Below are 14,676 nucleotides of genomic sequence, written 5' to 3' on the forward strand. Positions count from 1 at the left end.
TCGGAAAACGCGCCGGAACCGTTATCGGATCTTGTGCGGGCCGTCGTTGGGCGACCCTCGTCTCACGCCGGACGCCGCCGGGTTTAGCGTTAGGCATGACCACTGCACCTGTCGATGTCGAGAGCGCCCGCCGCGACTACGCGGCCCTCGTCGACCGTGGCCTCTCCCTGGACATCACCCGCGGCAAGCCGTCCCCCCGCCAGCTGGACCTCGCCGACGGACTGCTCGCCCTCCCCGGAGATGTGCGCAAGGCCGAGGACGGCACGGACGTCCGCAACTACGGCGGCCTCAAGGGCCTGCCCGAGCTTCGCCGCATCTTCGCCGGGCCGCTGCAGGTCCCGGCCGAGCAGCTGCTGGCCGCGGGCAACTCCAGCCTGGAGCTCATGCACGACTCGATCGTGCAGGCCTTCCTCAGCAAGCTCCCGGGCGCCGAGCGCCGCTGGGCCGACGAGGCGAGCGTCAAGTTCCTGTGCCCGGTCCCGGGTTACGACCGCCACTTCGCGCTGGCCGAGCGCTTCGGCATCGAGCTGGTCCAGGTGCCGCTCACCGAGACCGGCCCGGACATGGACGTCGTCGAGCGCCTCGTCGCCGAGGACGCCGCGGTCAAGGGCATCTGGTGCGTGCCGAAGTACAGCAACCCGACCGGCGTCACCTACAGCGACGACACCGTGCGCCGGCTGGCCGCGATGACCACGGCCGCCCCGGACTTCCGGATCTTCTGGGACAACGCCTACGCCGTGCACCACCTCACCGACGTCGAGGTGCCGCTGGCGGACCTGTTCGCGCTGGCCGCGGAAGCGGGCAACGCCGACCGCGTGTTCGTCTTCGGTTCCACCTCGAAGGTGACCTACGCCGGTGGCGGCGTCGGCTTCTTCGGCGCCTCCGAGGCCAACCTGGCCTGGTGGACCGGCCTCATCGGCAAGCGGACCATCGGCCCGGACAAGGTCAACCAGCTCCGGCACGCGCAGTTCCTGCGTGACGAGGACGGCGTCCGCGAGCACATGCGCAAGCACGCCGGGCTCATCGGGCCGAAGTTCGCGGCCGTCGACGAGATCCTCACCAAGGAGCTGGGCGAATCGGGCCTCGCGTCCTGGACCAAGCCGACCGGCGGGTACTTCATCTCGCTGACCGTGCCGTCCGGGACCGCCAAGGAGGTCGTGCGGCTGGCCAAGGAGGCGGGCATCGCCCTGACCCCGGCCGGTGCGACGCACCCGTACGGCGACGACCCCGAAGACGCCGTCATCCGCATCGCCCCGACGTACCCTGAGCTGGCCGAAGTCGAAGAGGCGATCCGCGGCCTCGCGGTCTGCGTTCGCCTTGCCGCGGCTACGAAGAAATAATTCCGAGATCTTTTCCAATCCGGGTCACGGGTGGTTCCGAACGTCCGAGTGGGTGGGTGTGCACCGCAAAGACGAGAGGAACCACTCGTGTTCGGAAAGCCCTTCGTTCGTACCCTGATTTCGCGCAGCGCCGAGAACCGCACGGATCGCCGCCGGTTCTTGAAGGCCGCAGGCGCGGCGGGGCTCGGTGTCGTCGGCGCGACCTACCTCGGGGTACAGGCCACGTCGTCCGCTTCGGCCACGGGTGACGCCGCTGCCGCCGCGGGCGCCCCCAGCGACGCGGCCGTGCTCAACTTCGCGCTCAACCTCGAGTACCTCGAAGCCGAGTTCTACTCCTTCGCCGTTTACGGCAAAGGACTGCCGGACGACATCACCGGCGGCGTCGGCACCCAGGGCGGGGTGCGCGGCGGCAAGAAGGTGATGTTCCACGACAAGGCGCTGCACCAGTTCGCGAAGGAGATCGCGGGCGACGAGGTCGCGCACGTCAAGTTCCTGCGCGGCGCCCTGGGCGAGGCCGCCGTCTCCCGCCCGGAGATCGACCTCAAGGACAGCTTCACCGCCGCGGCGCGGGCGGCCGGGCTGATCAGCGAGTACCAGCAGTTCGACCCGTTCGCCAACGAGAAGAACTTCCTGCTCGCGGCGTTCCTGTTCGAGGACGTCGGCGTGACGGCGTACAAGGGCGCCGCCCCGCTGATCACCAACAAGACCTTCCTGGACGCGGCCGCCGGCATCCTGGCCGCCGAGGCGTACCACGCCGCCACCATCCGGACGTCGCTGTTCGACCGGGACCTCGGCGACGCGGCGGCCAAGATCTCCAACGCCCGCGACGCCCTCGACGGTCCCGGTGACGCCGACCAGGGCATCGTGCTCGGCAACCAGGCCAACATCGTGCCCGCCGACAACAACGGCATCTGCTTCGGCCGGAGCGCCGACAGGGTGCTGAACGTCGTCTACCTGAACCCGGGCCCGGTGAAGGAGGGCGGGTTCTTCCCCAAGGGAGTGAACGGCGACATCGTGGCCAGCGGCGGCGCGTGACCCCTCTGTCGTGTCGCCGTTTCCCGGTACCGTCGGGTGACGGCGACACGAGGAGGGGGGTTGCGGTGAAGGCTGTGATCATCGGTGGCGGTATCTCCGGCACGGTGACCGCGATGGCGTTGCGGCGGGCCGGAATCGACGCGAGCGTCCACGAGGCGTTCCAGTCCGGCGGCGAGGACGCGGGCGCGTTCCTGACGCTCATGCACAACGGCATGGACGCCCTGCGCGCGATCGGTGCCGACGGACCGGTGATCGAGAACTCCTTCGCCGCGGCCGGTCTGGAACTCGTCACGCCGGACGGGCGGACCGTCGAGCGGCGTTCCTTCGACGTCGACGGTCTCGCCGGACCCCGGACGCTGACCCGCGCGGCGCTCTACCGGGCGCTGCAAGAGGAAGCCATCTCGCGCGGGATCACGTTCGAGCGCGGGAAGAGGCTTGTTTCGGCCACGCCCGGTGTCGCTCGCTTCGAGGACGGGACCGCGGCCGAGGGCGACATCCTGATCGGCGCCGACGGCCTGCGGTCGGTCGTCCGGAACCTCATCGACCCGTCGTGCCCGCCACCGCGCTCGACCGGCCTCGACGTCGTCTACGGCTACACGACCGATACGAGTGTCCCGCAGGCGCCGTCGCTCTATCGGATGATCCAGAGCCTGCACGCTTTCTTCGGCTACACCAGTGCTCCCGACGGTTCGACGTACTGGTTCGCCCGGCTTCCCACGGCCGAAGGAGTGCGAACCGGTCTGTCGGCCGCTGAATGGCGCTCGACGGCCTTCGCCGCTTTCGACGGGGAACCGTTGCCCGCCGCGGAAATCATCCAGTCGACGGGGGACGACGTCTTCGGCGGTCACTCTTACGACGTGCCTTCGACGCCGGTGTGGTCCAACGCGTCGATGGTGCTCGTGGGGGACGCGGCGCACGCGGCCTCGCCCGCCGCGGGGCAGGGCGCGTCGATGGCGCTAGAAGACAGTGTCGTGCTGGCGCAGTGCTTGCGGGATCTTCCTGACGTGCCAACGGCTTTCGCCGCTTACGAGCGGCTGCGGCGGGCGCGGGTGGAGAAGCTGGTGGCGGGTAGCGCGGCGGTGTCGTCGGGGACGACGCCCGACCGGGACCGGAACTGGCTCTATCAGCACCACATCGAGTGGGACGCGAAGATCCCGGCCGAGTGAGCGACCGACCTCGTGAGTGGTAAGGACGGTTGGAATCGTCCTTACCACTCACGAGTCAGCTGGCCTACTTCTTGTACAGCGCTTCGATGTCGGTCGCGTAGTTCTTGTTCACGATGTTGCGCTTCAGCTTCAGGCTCGGCGTGATCTCGCCACCGGCCTCGGTGAAGTCCTTCGAGAGGATCGTGAACTTCTTGATCGCCTCGGCCTGCGAAACCGCGCTGTTGGCCTGATCGACGGCCTGCTGGACCTCGGCGCGCAGTTCGGCGTCACCGGCCAGATCCGACACCGTGGCGTCGGAAGGCTTGCCGTGCTGCGACTTCCACGACGGGAAGTACTCCTCGTCGATGGTGATCAGCGCGCCGATGAACGGCCGCTGGTCGCCGACCACCATCGCCTGGCTGATCAGCGGGCTGGACTTGATGGTGTCCTCGAGGCCGGACGGGGCGACGTTCTTGCCGCCCGCCGTCACGATGATCTCCTTCTTGCGCCCGGTGATCTTGAGGAATCCGTCGCGGTCCAGTTCGCCGATGTCGCCGGTGTGGAACCAGCCGTCCTCCAGCGCTTCCGCGGTCGCTTCGGCGTTGTTGAAGTAGCCGCTGAACACGACGTCGCCCTTGAGCAGGATCTCGCCGTCGTCGGCGATCCGCACCGAGGTCCCGGCGACCGGCCGTCCCACGGTGCCGACGCGGAACCCGTCCTGGGTGCCGACGCAGGCCGCGGCGGAGGTCTCGGTCAGGCCGTAGCCTTCGAACACCGGGACGCCGATGCCGCGGAAGAAGTGCGCCAGCCGCACGCCGAGCGGGGCACCGCCGGACACCGCGGCGACGCACCGGCCGCCCAGCGCCGCGCGCAGCTTGCTGAAGACGAGCTTGTCGAACAGCGCGTGCTTGACCTTGAGGCCCAGCCCGGCGCCGCCGGTGTCCTGAGCCTGGCTGTAGGCGACAGCGGTGGCTTCGGCGGCGTCGAAGATCTTGCCCTTGCCGTCACCGTGGGCCTTCTGCTTCGCGCCGTTGTAGACCTTCTCGAACACGCGCGGCACCGCGACGACGAACGTCGGCCGGAAGGTGCCGAGGTCGGCGACGAGGTTCTTGACGTCCGAGGTGTGCCCGAGGGTCACGCGCGCGCTGAGCGCCGTCACCGCGATGGCGCGGGCCAGGACGTGCGCGAGCGGCAGGAACACCAGCAGCGAGTTGCCCTGCTCCATCAGCTGCGGGAACGCGGCGATGTCGGCGCGGATCTCGGCCAGGAGGTTCCGGTGGGTCAGCTCGACGCCCTTGGGGCGGCCGGTGGTGCCCGACGTGTACACGATCGTGGCCAGATCGCCCGCCTTCACCGTGCGGCGGCGCTCGTGCAGGTCGTCGTCGCTCAGCTCGGCGCCCTGGGCGGTGAGGTCGTCGACGGCCGGCTTGGCGGCCTCGATCTGCCAGGTGTGCTCCAGCGTGTCGAGGCGCCCCTTGACGGATTCCAGCGTCGCGAGGTGTTCGTCGGTCTCGACGAACACGCCCTTCGCCGCCGAGTCCGAAAGGATCCAGTGGACCTGCTCGGCCGAAGAGGTGTCGTAGATCGGGACGGTGACCGCGCCGGCGGCCCAGATCGCGAAGTCGATCAGGGTCCATTCGTAGCGGGTCTTGGACATGAGCCCGATCCGGTCGCCCGGTGCGATGCCCGCCTGTGCCATTCCCTTGGCCACGGCGAGAACCTGGGCGGCGAAGTCCTTGGCGGTGACGTCCAACCAGGTTCCGTCGACCTGGCGGCGGAAACTCACGACATCGGAGAACCGCTCGGCGTTCGCCCAGACGACGTCCGCGAGGTTCTCGTCGTCGGTCACCGGATTGGCGGCGGGGGCGCTGTATTCGCGCACGAGGAACCTCCGTGTTCGCGTGCAAGTGGTGTGACCGGTGTTACCCGCCAGTCAACTTAGCGTGCCGTGCACCTTAAGACCATGCTGACGAATCGGCCATACCGAGGGCATGACATTCTGCCGCGTGTGAACCAGGCGCCGCCAGCTCTCGACATCGTTGACGAGACCTTTCTCGTGGTCCCGCCCTCCACCGTCGCCGCCGCCTTCGCCGATCCGCGATCTTGGTCACGTTACTGGCCGGACCTCGTTCTCGAGGTCTACACCGACCGCGGGGACGAAGGATTGCGCTGGACGGTGCGCGGTGCCTTGATCGGTACCATGGAAGTCTGGCTCGAGCCGGTGCTCGACGGCACTTTGCTGCACTACTTCCTGCGTGCCACTCCCGCCGGTCCGGACGGGGAGCCGCGCGCGCTGGAACCCCGGGACCTGCGGCGGGAGTTCGATCGCAGGGCCCGTGCCGCCAAGGCGATCGCGCTCGGGCTCAAGGAAGTCCTGGAGGACGGGCGCGAGCCTGGAGTAGGGCCACGCGCCGACTAGGCACGGGCGAACACAGGGGAGAGCATGCGGGTTCACGTGGTGTCGGACGTGCACGGCAACGCCGACGCGCTCAAACGCGCGGGGGACGGCGCCGACGCGCTGATCGTGCTGGGCGACCTGCTGGACTTCGTCGACTACCGCGAGCACGACAAAGGGATCATGGGCGCCCTGTTCGGCGCCGAGAAGGTCGGCGAGTTCGCGCGGCTGCGGCGTGAGGGCACTCGTGATGAGACCGTTGCCTTCTCGCGATCCTTGTGGGCCACTTTGGCCGATCCGGCGGCCGCCGTCGGCGAAGCGATCCTCGATCAGTACGCCGTTCTGTTCGGCGCCCTCACCGCGCCGACGTACGCGACCCCCGGCAACGTCGACGACCCGTCACTGTGGCCCGAGTTCGCCGGCGACGGCATCCAGGTCCTCGACGGCGAGGTCGCCGAGTTCGGCGGGCTGCGCTTCGGGTTCATCGGCGGCGCGCTGCTCCCGCCGAACGTGGTCCCGCGCCGCAACGGCTTCTGGCGGCCGTATCTGCGCACCCGCGAGGAGTACGACACCGCGGTCGGCGCGCTCGAGAACGTCGACGTCCTGTGCACCCACATCCCGCCCGCCATCCCGGAACTGACCTACGACGTGATCGCGCGGCGGTCCGAGATCGGGTCGGCGGCCCTGGTGGACCTCATCCGCGAGCAGCGGCCGCGCTGGTCGGTGTTCGGGCACGTCCACCAGCCGCTGGCCTCGCGGACGAGGCTCGGCAGGACCGAATGCCGTAACGTCGGTCACTTCAAAGAGACGGCACAGCCGTACGTGCTGCGCTGGTGACCCTCGGCTGCGGCTAGAGTTCGGGGCATGGCCGAGCAGTCCACGCAATCCATCGAGGTCGACGCCGAGCCCGAGCGGGTCATGGCCGTCATCGCCGACTTTCCCGCGTACCCGGAATGGGCCAAGGCCGTCCGGGAGACCGAGGTGCTCGGCGAGGACGACAAGGGCCGCGCCAAGCAGGTGAAACTCACCCTCGACGCCGGACCGATCAAGGACGTCTACACCCTCGAGTACGACTGGGACGCTGACGGCCAGGGCGTCAGCTGGCACCTGGTCAAGGGGCAGATGCAGAAGGCCCAGAACGGCCGCTACGCGCTCGAAGCGCTGGGCGCCGGCCGCACCAAGGTGACGTATACGCTGTCCGTCGAGCTGGCGCTGCCGATGATCGGGCTGCTGCGCCGCAAGGCCGAGAAGATGGTCATGGACACCGCGCTCAAGGAGCTCAAGAAGCGCGCCGAAGCATCCTGAGTTCGAAGGGTAGGCATGCGGATCCTGCTTTTCACCGGCAAGGGGGGTGTCGGCAAGACCACGCTGGCCGCGGCCACGGCGGCGGCACTCGCCGGGCGGGGCAGGAAGACGCTCGTCGTCTCGACCGACCCCGCGCACTCCCTCGCTGACGCCTTCGGCCGCGCGCTCGGCGCGGAACCGTCCGAAGTGGACGAGCTTTTACACGCCGCCCAGATCGACACCCGCGGTCTCGTCGACAGCACCTGGCGCGAACTCCGGCAGGAACTGCAGACGGCGCTCGCGGGGGCGGGTCTCGACTCGCTCGACGCTGAAGAGCTCACTGTCGTTCCCGGTGTCGACGAACTCCTCGCCCTCACCGAGGTCCAGCGTCTCGCCGAGCACGGTCCCTGGGAGACGGTCGTCGTCGACTGCGGGCCGACCGCGGAAACACTGCGCCTGCTGGCTTTGCCCGAGGCCGTCTCGGGTTATCTGACGCGGATGTTCAAACCGGGCGCGCGGCGGACGGCGACCGCGGTACGGCGCCTCGGCGCGCACCTGGAGTCGCTGCGCACCCTGCTCACCGATCCGGCCACGACCACCGTGCGGCTCGTGCTGACACCGGAACGCGTCGTCGTCGCGGAGGCCCGCCGCACGCTCAGTTCCCTGGCCCTGCGCGGGATCCTGGTCGACGGCCTGATCGTCAACCGGCTGATGCCCGCGCCCGGGTTCTGGCGCGGTGCCGCGGCCTCGTGGATGCGGACGCGGCGAACGCAGCAGAACGCCGTCCTCGCCGAACTCGCCGACGCCGGCTTCGGACCCGGACAGGTGAAGCCCGTCGAGCACCGCGCCGTCGAGCCGGTGGGGCTCGAGGCGCTGCAGGAAATCGCGTACGAGCTGTATCAAGGCCTGGACCCCTTGGCCGGAAACGAAAAGGGTGTCACCCCGCTCCTGCAGGTGTCCGAATCGGACGGTGGCTACCGGCTGCGGATCGCCGTGCCGTTGCACCGGGAATCCGAAGTGGACCTGGCCAGAGTGGACGATGATCTCGCCGTCACCGTGGACGGTTTCCGGCGGCTGATCGCGCTGCCGGAGATGTTGCGCCCGTGCCGGATCACCGGTGCGGAATCCGACGCGCACGGCCTGGTCGTGAGCCTGGCCGGGAACCGGGGACCCGGGTGAGCGAGAACGACGGACGAACACGGACAGACGGCCTGAAACTGGCCGAAGAGATCCGGCTGCTGGTCGAACTGGTCGTCGAGCACGCCGCGCCGTGGCTGGAAGGCCTGATCTCCGCCGGGCACGGCTGCTCGGAACACGAGACCGACGGCGGCTGGTGCCCGCTCTGCGCGGTCGTCGGGATCTTCCGCGGTGAGCGGCCCGAGTTCGTGGCACACCTGATGGAACAGGCCGCGCAGCTCGTCGCGTTGCTGCGGGCGGTGCTCGCGGACCGCTGGGAGCCCGAGGGCGGGGTCCACATGCCGGGGTTCCAGCCTGCGCGGAAGGAGCCCGCGCGGGAAGATGCGCCGGTGGGAGCTTCGCGGGTCCAGCACATCACGGTGACCAGGCGCGACGCTTGGCAGCCGGACCGGGAGAACTGAGTTGCTGACGGTAGGGGTGGACGTCGGGGGCACGAGTGTGCGCGCCGGCGTGGTGGACGAGCACGGCTCGCTGATGGACACCGCCAGGGTGGGTACCCCCGGCGAGGAGAACGCGCTCGAAGACGCCATCGCGGGGGTCATCGAAGACCTCCGCAACCGGCACGACGTCTCCGGTGTCGGGCTCGCGGTCGCCGGGTTCGTCGCCAACGACCGGCGGACGGTGATGTTCGCGCCGCATCTGTCCTGGCGGGCCGCGCCGGTCGCGGAGCGGATCGAGAAGCGCGTCGGCCTTCCCGTCACCCTCGAGCACGACGTGAACGCCGCCGCGATCGGCGAGTACCGCTTCGGCGCCGCGCGAGGAGCCCATGTCGCCGCGCTGATCGCGCTCGGTACCGGGATCGGCGCGGGCCTGCTGCTCGACGGCAAGATCTACCGGGGCGCGTACGGTGTCGCGCCGGAACTCGGGCACCTGACCGTCGTCCCCGGCGGGCGGGCCTGCCCGTGCGGGAAGTACGGCTGCTGGGAGCGGTACTGCAGCGGGACGGCCTTGGCCGCGACGGCGGTGGAACTGCTCGCGCGGCACCCGGGGCGCTCGACCGTGCTGGCGCGCGAGACCAGGGGAGACCCCGGCTCGGTCACCGGGCGGCGGGTCGCCGGTGCCGCCCGCGACGGCGACCCGATCGCCCAGCGCGCGATGACCGAACTGGCGAAGTGGCTGGCCGAGGGACTGGCGCTGGTCGCCGACGTCTTCGATCCCGAGATCATCGTGATCGGCGGCGGGGTGTCCGAATCGGCGCCGCTGTTCCTCGACGAGGCGCGCGAGCACTACGCGGGCAAGATCACCGGCGCCGGGCACCGGCCGCTGGCCCGGATCCGCGCGGCCCAGCACGGGGACGACACCGCCATCGTCGGCGCCGCGGCCCTCGCCGTCGACGCGGCGAAGGCTCCCGGCGCCGAGGTCGGTGTGACAGGCTGAAGCCGTGACCCGTCAAGACGGCAACGGCTTCGTGAAGTGCGACTTCGGGCATCTTCACTGGGGCCTGAACGGCGCCGCCGGGTTACTGCTGTCCGATCCCGCGCGCGGTGTGCTGCTGCAACGCCGGGCCTGGTGGGTGCATCACGGGCGCACGTGGGCGTTGCCAGGGGGAGCGGTCGAGGCGGGGGAGAGCCCGCGTGAGGCCGCCACCCGTGAGGCGCACGAAGAGGCCGACATCCCGCCCGCCCGGGTCCGTCCGCTGGCGGCTTCGCTCGTCGACCACGGGAATTGGCGCTACACCACGATCCTGGCCGCGCCGATCGGCACGCTTTCGGCCAGGGTGAAGAACGCGGAGAGCGCGGAACTGCGGTGGGTCCGCGCGGGCGAGGTCGCGGACTTCCGCCTGCACCGGGACTTCGCGACGGCGTGGCCGGGATTGAGGGAACACTTGGATCGCAGGCTGGTGCTGGTGGTCGACGGCGCGAACGTCGTCGGATCGCGGCCGGACGGCTGGTGGCGCGACCGGCGCGGTGCCGCGGAACGGTTGCGCGACAAGCTCGCGACCCTGGCCGGGACCGGGTTCGCCGATCCGGCGCTCCCCGGCGGCGGCGAGTGGTCCTGGTGGCCGAAGGTCGTGCTGGTCGTCGAGGGCAAGGCACGGGGAGTCGAAGCGGTGCCCGGTGTCGAGGTCGTCGACGCCGAGACGGACGGGGACTCCCAGATCGTCGCCGTCGCCCGGTCCGCTCGCGCCGAAGGACCGGAAGACCACGTCATCGTCGTGACCGCCGATCGGGAACTGCGTTCCCGCGTCGAGGCCCTGGGCGCCTCCACCCTCGGCCCCGGCACCCTCTTGGCGCACCTCGGCTAGGGGCGCGCGATCTTTCCGTCCCGCATCTCCGCGATGAGCGAGGCGACGACGGCGCGCAGGCTGCCGTTGTACTGCTTCGCCACCGCGCGCTGACGCAGGTAGCTGGGCCCGTAGCGCAGGATCGTCTCCACCGACCGCAGCTCGTCGGCGCAGTCCAGGCGCCGGGCCACCGGTTCGAGCCGGTTCAACAGGTCGAAGGTGTCTTCGGTGACGGGCCGCTCGTTGCCCGCGGCGTCGAGGATGACGATCGCGTCGACGCCGTAGCGCGCCGCGCGCCACTTGTTCTCCTGGACGTGCCACGGCGGCAGGGTCGGCAGGATCTCGCCGTCGTCCAGGCGCGCGCTGAAGTCGTCGACCAGGCATTGGGTCAGCGCCGAGATCGCGCCGACCTCCTCCAGCGTGGGCAGCCCGTCGCACACGCGCATCTCGATCGTCCCGAAATGCGGGGCGGGCCGGATGTCCCAGCGGATCTCGGAGAAGTGGTCGATCACGCCCGTGGTGAACATGTCGTCGACGTAGCTCTCCAGCTCGGTCCACTTCCGGAACTGGAACGGCAGCCCCGCCGTCGGCAACTGCTGGAACATCAGCGCGCGGTTCGACGCGTATCCGGTGTCCTCCGCGCCCCAGTACGGCGAGGACGCCGAAAGCGCTTGCAGGTGCGGCGCGTAGTTCAGCAGCGCGTCCAGGATCGGCAGGGCCTTGTCGCGGTGGTCGAGACCGACGTGCACGTGGACGCCGTAGATCAGCATCTGCCGTCCCCACCACTGGGTCCGGTCGATGAGCTTGGCGTATCGCTCCTTGTCGGTGACCTTCTGCTGGTACCACGTCGAGAACGGATGTGAACCGGCCGAGAACAGCTCCACGCCCAGCGGATCGAGCACCGAATGCACGACGTCCAGCGACTCGTTCAGATCCGCTTTGACCTCGGCGATCGTGTCGCAGATGCCGCTGATCACCTCGATGGTGTTGAGCAGCAGCTCCTGTTTGATCTTCGGATGCTCCTCCTCGCCGTCGGGACGGACGGCGTCGAGCACCTGTTCCGCGACCGACGAGAGTTCACCGGTCCGCCGGTCGACGAGGGCGAGTTCCCATTCCGCGCCGACCGTCGACCGGCGCGAGGGAGTGAAGTCGATCTTCATGTTCGGAATTGTCCGGCAGTTCAGACCTGCGCGCCGTTGTGCGGATCCGCGCCGGGGGGCGGCCCCTGGCGGACCCGCAGCAGGAGGAGCGCGATCGCGGTCGCGAGGGCGAGGATGCCGAGCGGCGTGCCGAGGCGCGTGCCCATGCCGATCAGGGTGGGCGCGATCAGGAGCAGGAGCCCGAGCAAGAAGAACAGCAGGACGATGAACGCGCCCTTGCGCGGCCGCGGCAGGGGAGGCGGCTCGGGCGGCACGAAGTGGCCCTCGTCGTCGCTCGAGCCGGCGGGGTCGCCCTCGAAGAGGGTCTTGTCCCAGCTGGTGCCGCCACCTCGCCAGCCCGGTTCGGGCTCGGCTTCCGAGGTCTCGGGCCGGGGTGTCTTCTCCGAGGACCTTTCAGCCTTCTCAGGCTTCTCGGCCGTCTCGGATTTCTCGGCCTTTTCGGTGGCCTTCCCGGCGGGCTTCTCGAGTTCGCCCTCGGGGAACAGCCCGACGCCCTCCGCGCGGAGGTCGGCCACGATCTCGGCGAACGTCGCGTCGACGTCCTCCGGCCCGTCCTTGCCCCTGCTCATCCGGCGTCCACCTGTCCCGCCCGGCGCACGGACCGGGCGAAGTCCACCGTACGCGTGAAGATCAGGCCTGCGTCGTGGTCTTGGGTCGCGACGTGGAAGCTGTTTTCCAGCACCACCTCGGTGACGTCCCCGCTGCCGATCCCGTCGAGGATGATCCGCGAGTTCTCCGGCTCCACCACATGGTCGACGGCCGAGTGGAGCAGCAGCACGGGCTGCGTGACCTTGGCCAGGTCCGGCCGTACGACGGCCCACAGCTTCGCCAGGCTCGCGGCCGCGCGGACCGGGGTGCGGGGGTAGGCCAATTCGGTCTCGCCCGGCTTCGCGATGTCGTTCGCGATCGCCTTCACCGACGGCACCATGTTCGCCAGCAGCGGAAGCAGCTTCGTGTCCAGCCCGCGGCGCATGATCGAGGGGTTCACGAGCACGATCCCGGCGATCCGGTCGCCGAACTCCTCGGCCAGCCGCAGGGTCAGCGTCCCGCCCATCGACAACCCGGCGACGAACACCGAGTCACAGGTCGACAGGAGTGCCAGCAGTTCTTCACGGACCGCGCCGTACCAGTCTTCCCATCCTGTCCGGTTCATGTCCTGCCACCTGGTCCCGTGACCGGGGAGCAGCGGGCAGCGCACCGTGTACCCGGCCTCGGCCAGATGATCGCCCCAGGCCCGCATACTCGCGGGGGTGCCGGTGAATCCGTGGCACAGCAGGAAACCTGCTTCGGTCGAACCGGTGTGAGCGAACGGTTCCGCGCCGGCGAGGACGGCCATGCGATCGCCTTCCGTGAGAGCTGGGTAGGTCTACTATGTTCGCACGAGCGGAGCGGCTTGTGGGCCCCCGGCCGTCGCCGGAATCGAGCCGGATCGGGTGTGAGATCCGTCGCTGGGTGCGGGTAACCGGGTGGACTTCGTTGTGCCGCGGGTGCGCGATTCGTAGTCTTGACCATCGGGCGCGGGGGTTGAGCTGCAAGGAGGAGTTTTCGCAGTGCTGTACTGGCTCATGAAACACGTGTTTATCGGGCCACTGCTCAAGGCGCTGTGGCCCACCAAGGTGGTCGGTGCGGAGAACATCCCCGACGACGGTGGCGTGATCCTCGCGGGCAACCATCTGGCGGTGGCGGACTCCTTCTTCATGCCGCTGCGGGTCAAGCGCAAGGTGACCTTCCCGGCCAAATCGGAGTACTTCACCGAGAAGGGCCTCAAGGGCCTGCTGAAGAAGTGGTTCTTCACCGGCGTCGGCCAGTTCCCGATCGACCGCTCCGGCGGCAACGCGGCGCAGGCCGCGCTCGACACCGCGACCCGGCTGGTCCGCGAAGGGCATCTGCTCGGCATCTACCCCGAGGGCACCCGCTCCCCGGACGGACGGCTGTACAAGGGCAAGACCGGCGTCGCGCGGATCGCGCTCGACTCCGGCGGCCTCGTGGTCCCGGTGGCCATGGTCGGCACCGACAAGGTGAACCCGATCGGCTCGAAGATGTGGTGGCCGCGCCGCCTCGAGATCCGGTTCGGCAAGCCGCTCGACTTCTCGCGCTACGAGGGCCTCGCCGGCGACCGCTTCATCGAGCGGTCCATCACCGACGAGATCATGTACGCGCTCATGGAGCTCTCCGGCCAGGAATACGTCGACATCTACGCCGCCAAGGCGAAGGAACTGCTCGCCGCCGAAGAGGCGGGGATCCGGCCGAAGGTGCCCGCGCAGCCGTCCGCCAAGGACGTCGCCCGCATCCCGGACACCAAGGTCGGCTGAGCGCCCACTAGGGTTCTCCGGTGCGCTTTTTCTACGACACCGAATTCATTGAGGACGGCGTGACGATCGACCTGGTGTCGATCGGTGTCGTGGACGAAAGAGGCCGCGAGTTCTACGCGGTCTCGACCGATTTCGACCCCGGCAAAGCGGGCCCCTGGGTCCGCGACAACGTGCTCCCGAAACTCCCGTCGCCCGCCGACCCGGCGTGGCGCAGCCGCGAGAAGATCCGTACGGACCTGCTCGAGTTCTTCGGCAAGCCGCCCGGCGGGATCGAACTGTGGGCCTGGTTCGCCGCCTACGACCACGTCGCCCTGGCGCAGCTGTGGGGGCCGATGCCCGCGCTGCCGCGCCAGCTGCCGCGATTCACGCGTGACCTGCGGCAACGCTGGGAGGACGCGGGCAAGCCGAAGCTCCCGGCGGCTCCGGACGACCAGCACGACGCGCTGGCGGACGCGCGGCACAACTTCCAGCGGTGGGGAACCATCGAGTCCTACTGGCAGCGTTGATCTGTCGCGCGCGCTATGAAAGGCCCGTTACTTGCAAATTTTGCAAGTAACGGGCCTTTCATAGCGCACCTGACCCAG

16 protein-coding genes are annotated in these 14,676 nt (G+C 69.4%); 12 read left to right on the forward strand and 4 right to left on the reverse strand.

Annotation, left to right across the window (positions count from 1 at the left end):
- The first annotated feature begins 95 nt into the window (after nucleotides 1-95).
- The 3 genes from ACLJRM_RS14495 to ACLJRM_RS14505 all read left to right on the forward strand — a co-directional run bounded on the left by ACLJRM_RS14495 (nucleotide 96) and on the right by ACLJRM_RS14505 (nucleotide 3,541).
- Nucleotides 96-1,340, forward strand: coding sequence for an aminotransferase class I/II-fold pyridoxal phosphate-dependent enzyme (locus ACLJRM_RS14495; protein WP_101606448.1), 1,245 nt, complete (start codon nucleotides 96-98; stop codon nucleotides 1,338-1,340).
- Between the two features lie 87 nt (nucleotides 1,341-1,427).
- Entirely contained in the window at nucleotides 1,428-2,375 is a 948-nt protein-coding gene (locus tag ACLJRM_RS14500; RefSeq protein WP_101606449.1) for a ferritin-like domain-containing protein, read from the forward strand.
- A gap of 65 nt (nucleotides 2,376-2,440) precedes the next feature.
- Nucleotides 2,441-3,541, forward strand: coding sequence for an FAD-dependent oxidoreductase (locus ACLJRM_RS14505; RefSeq protein WP_101606450.1), 1,101 nt, complete (start codon nucleotides 2,441-2,443; stop codon nucleotides 3,539-3,541).
- Nucleotides 3,542-3,605: 64 nt separating this feature from the next.
- Here the strand turns inward: ACLJRM_RS14505 and ACLJRM_RS14510 are convergent, their stop codons facing one another.
- Nucleotides 3,606-5,402: an AMP-dependent synthetase/ligase gene (locus ACLJRM_RS14510; protein ID WP_101606451.1), complete on the reverse strand. Its 1,797-nt coding sequence runs from the start codon at nucleotides 5,400-5,402 to the stop codon at nucleotides 3,606-3,608.
- A 126-nt stretch (nucleotides 5,403-5,528) separates the two neighbouring features.
- Here ACLJRM_RS14510 and ACLJRM_RS14515 point away from each other — a divergent pair, with 126 nt between their 5' ends.
- The 7 genes from ACLJRM_RS14515 to ACLJRM_RS14545 are packed head-to-tail and all read left to right on the forward strand — an operon-like array spanning nucleotide 5,529 to nucleotide 10,641.
- On the forward strand, nucleotides 5,529-5,939 hold the full coding sequence (locus tag ACLJRM_RS14515) for a polyketide cyclase / dehydrase and lipid transport (protein ID WP_233224250.1): 411 nt from the start codon (nucleotides 5,529-5,531) through the stop codon (nucleotides 5,937-5,939).
- 24 nt (nucleotides 5,940-5,963) lie between these two features.
- Nucleotides 5,964-6,752, forward strand: coding sequence for a metallophosphoesterase (locus ACLJRM_RS14520; RefSeq protein ID WP_101606453.1), 789 nt, complete (start codon nucleotides 5,964-5,966; stop codon nucleotides 6,750-6,752).
- Between the two features lie 27 nt (nucleotides 6,753-6,779).
- Nucleotides 6,780-7,220 (forward strand): SRPBCC family protein, encoded by a 441-nt coding sequence (locus ACLJRM_RS14525; protein WP_101606454.1) that lies wholly within the window; start codon nucleotides 6,780-6,782, stop codon nucleotides 7,218-7,220.
- A gap of 15 nt (nucleotides 7,221-7,235) precedes the next feature.
- Entirely contained in the window at nucleotides 7,236-8,378 is a 1,143-nt protein-coding gene (locus ACLJRM_RS14530) for an ArsA family ATPase (RefSeq protein WP_101606455.1), read from the forward strand.
- Nucleotides 8,375-8,797: a hypothetical protein gene (locus ACLJRM_RS14535; protein ID WP_410663226.1), complete on the forward strand. Its 423-nt coding sequence runs from the start codon at nucleotides 8,375-8,377 to the stop codon at nucleotides 8,795-8,797. Before ACLJRM_RS14530 ends, ACLJRM_RS14535 begins: the two co-directional genes overlap by 4 nt.
- A gap of 16 nt (nucleotides 8,798-8,813) precedes the next feature.
- A complete protein-coding gene (locus tag ACLJRM_RS14540; RefSeq protein ID WP_101606457.1) occupies nucleotides 8,814-9,773 on the forward strand; it encodes an ROK family protein in 960 nt (319 codons plus the stop codon).
- Nucleotides 9,774-9,777: 4 nt separating this feature from the next.
- Nucleotides 9,778-10,641 carry an NUDIX domain-containing protein gene (locus tag ACLJRM_RS14545; RefSeq protein ID WP_410663227.1) on the forward strand — a complete coding sequence of 288 codons (864 nt, stop codon included), beginning with the start codon at nucleotides 9,778-9,780 and terminating at the stop codon, nucleotides 10,639-10,641.
- Here ACLJRM_RS14545 and ACLJRM_RS14550 read toward each other — a convergent pair.
- From ACLJRM_RS14550 to ACLJRM_RS14560, 3 genes are read right to left on the reverse strand one after another with little or no spacing between them, the layout of a single operon-like run.
- Complete coding sequence (locus ACLJRM_RS14550; protein WP_101606459.1) at nucleotides 10,638-11,780, reverse strand: glutamate--cysteine ligase; 1,143 nt, start codon at nucleotides 11,778-11,780, stop codon at nucleotides 10,638-10,640. The two genes, ACLJRM_RS14545 and ACLJRM_RS14550, sit on opposite strands and share 4 nt — an antisense overlap.
- A 20-nt stretch (nucleotides 11,781-11,800) precedes the next feature.
- Nucleotides 11,801-12,349 (reverse strand): hypothetical protein, encoded by a 549-nt coding sequence (locus ACLJRM_RS14555; RefSeq protein WP_101606460.1) that lies wholly within the window; start codon nucleotides 12,347-12,349, stop codon nucleotides 11,801-11,803.
- The gene (locus tag ACLJRM_RS14560) at nucleotides 12,346-13,116 is read right to left on the reverse strand and encodes an alpha/beta hydrolase (RefSeq protein ID WP_101606461.1); all 771 of its coding nucleotides are present in this window, start codon (nucleotides 13,114-13,116) and stop codon (nucleotides 12,346-12,348) included. The genes ACLJRM_RS14555 and ACLJRM_RS14560 overlap by 4 nt, the downstream gene beginning before the upstream one ends.
- A gap of 214 nt (nucleotides 13,117-13,330) precedes the next feature.
- Between ACLJRM_RS14560 and ACLJRM_RS14565 the strand changes: the two genes are divergently transcribed.
- Both ACLJRM_RS14565 and ACLJRM_RS14570 read left to right on the forward strand, forming a co-directional pair.
- Nucleotides 13,331-14,092: a lysophospholipid acyltransferase family protein gene (locus ACLJRM_RS14565; RefSeq protein ID WP_101606462.1), complete on the forward strand. Its 762-nt coding sequence runs from the start codon at nucleotides 13,331-13,333 to the stop codon at nucleotides 14,090-14,092.
- A 20-nt stretch (nucleotides 14,093-14,112) separates the two neighbouring features.
- Nucleotides 14,113-14,598: a polyadenylate-specific 3'-exoribonuclease AS gene (locus ACLJRM_RS14570; protein WP_101606463.1), complete on the forward strand. Its 486-nt coding sequence runs from the start codon at nucleotides 14,113-14,115 to the stop codon at nucleotides 14,596-14,598.
- The last annotated feature ends 78 nt before the right edge of the window (nucleotides 14,599-14,676 follow it).

The organism is Amycolatopsis sp. lyj-84 (assembly GCF_046549075.1).
Classification (GTDB): domain Bacteria; phylum Actinomycetota; class Actinomycetes; order Mycobacteriales; family Pseudonocardiaceae; genus Amycolatopsis.

Coding starts and splice junctions, on each gene's coding strand:
- ACLJRM_RS14520 (WP_101606453.1), top strand. CDS start 5,964: ATGCGGGTTCACGTGGTGTCGGACGTGCACGGCAACGCCGACGCGCTC.
- ACLJRM_RS14530 (WP_101606455.1), top strand. CDS start 7,236: ATGCGGATCCTGCTTTTCACCGGCAAGGGGGGTGTCGGCAAGACCACG.
- ACLJRM_RS14555 (WP_101606460.1), bottom strand. CDS start 12,349: ATGAGCAGGGGCAAGGACGGGCCGGAGGACGTCGACGCGACGTTCGCC.
- ACLJRM_RS14560 (WP_101606461.1), bottom strand. CDS start 13,116: ATGGCCGTCCTCGCCGGCGCGGAACCGTTCGCTCACACCGGTTCGACC.
- ACLJRM_RS14495 (WP_101606448.1), top strand. CDS start 96: ATGACCACTGCACCTGTCGATGTCGAGAGCGCCCGCCGCGACTACGCG.
- ACLJRM_RS14525 (WP_101606454.1), top strand. CDS start 6,780: ATGGCCGAGCAGTCCACGCAATCCATCGAGGTCGACGCCGAGCCCGAG.
- ACLJRM_RS14550 (WP_101606459.1), bottom strand. CDS start 11,780: ATGAAGATCGACTTCACTCCCTCGCGCCGGTCGACGGTCGGCGCGGAA.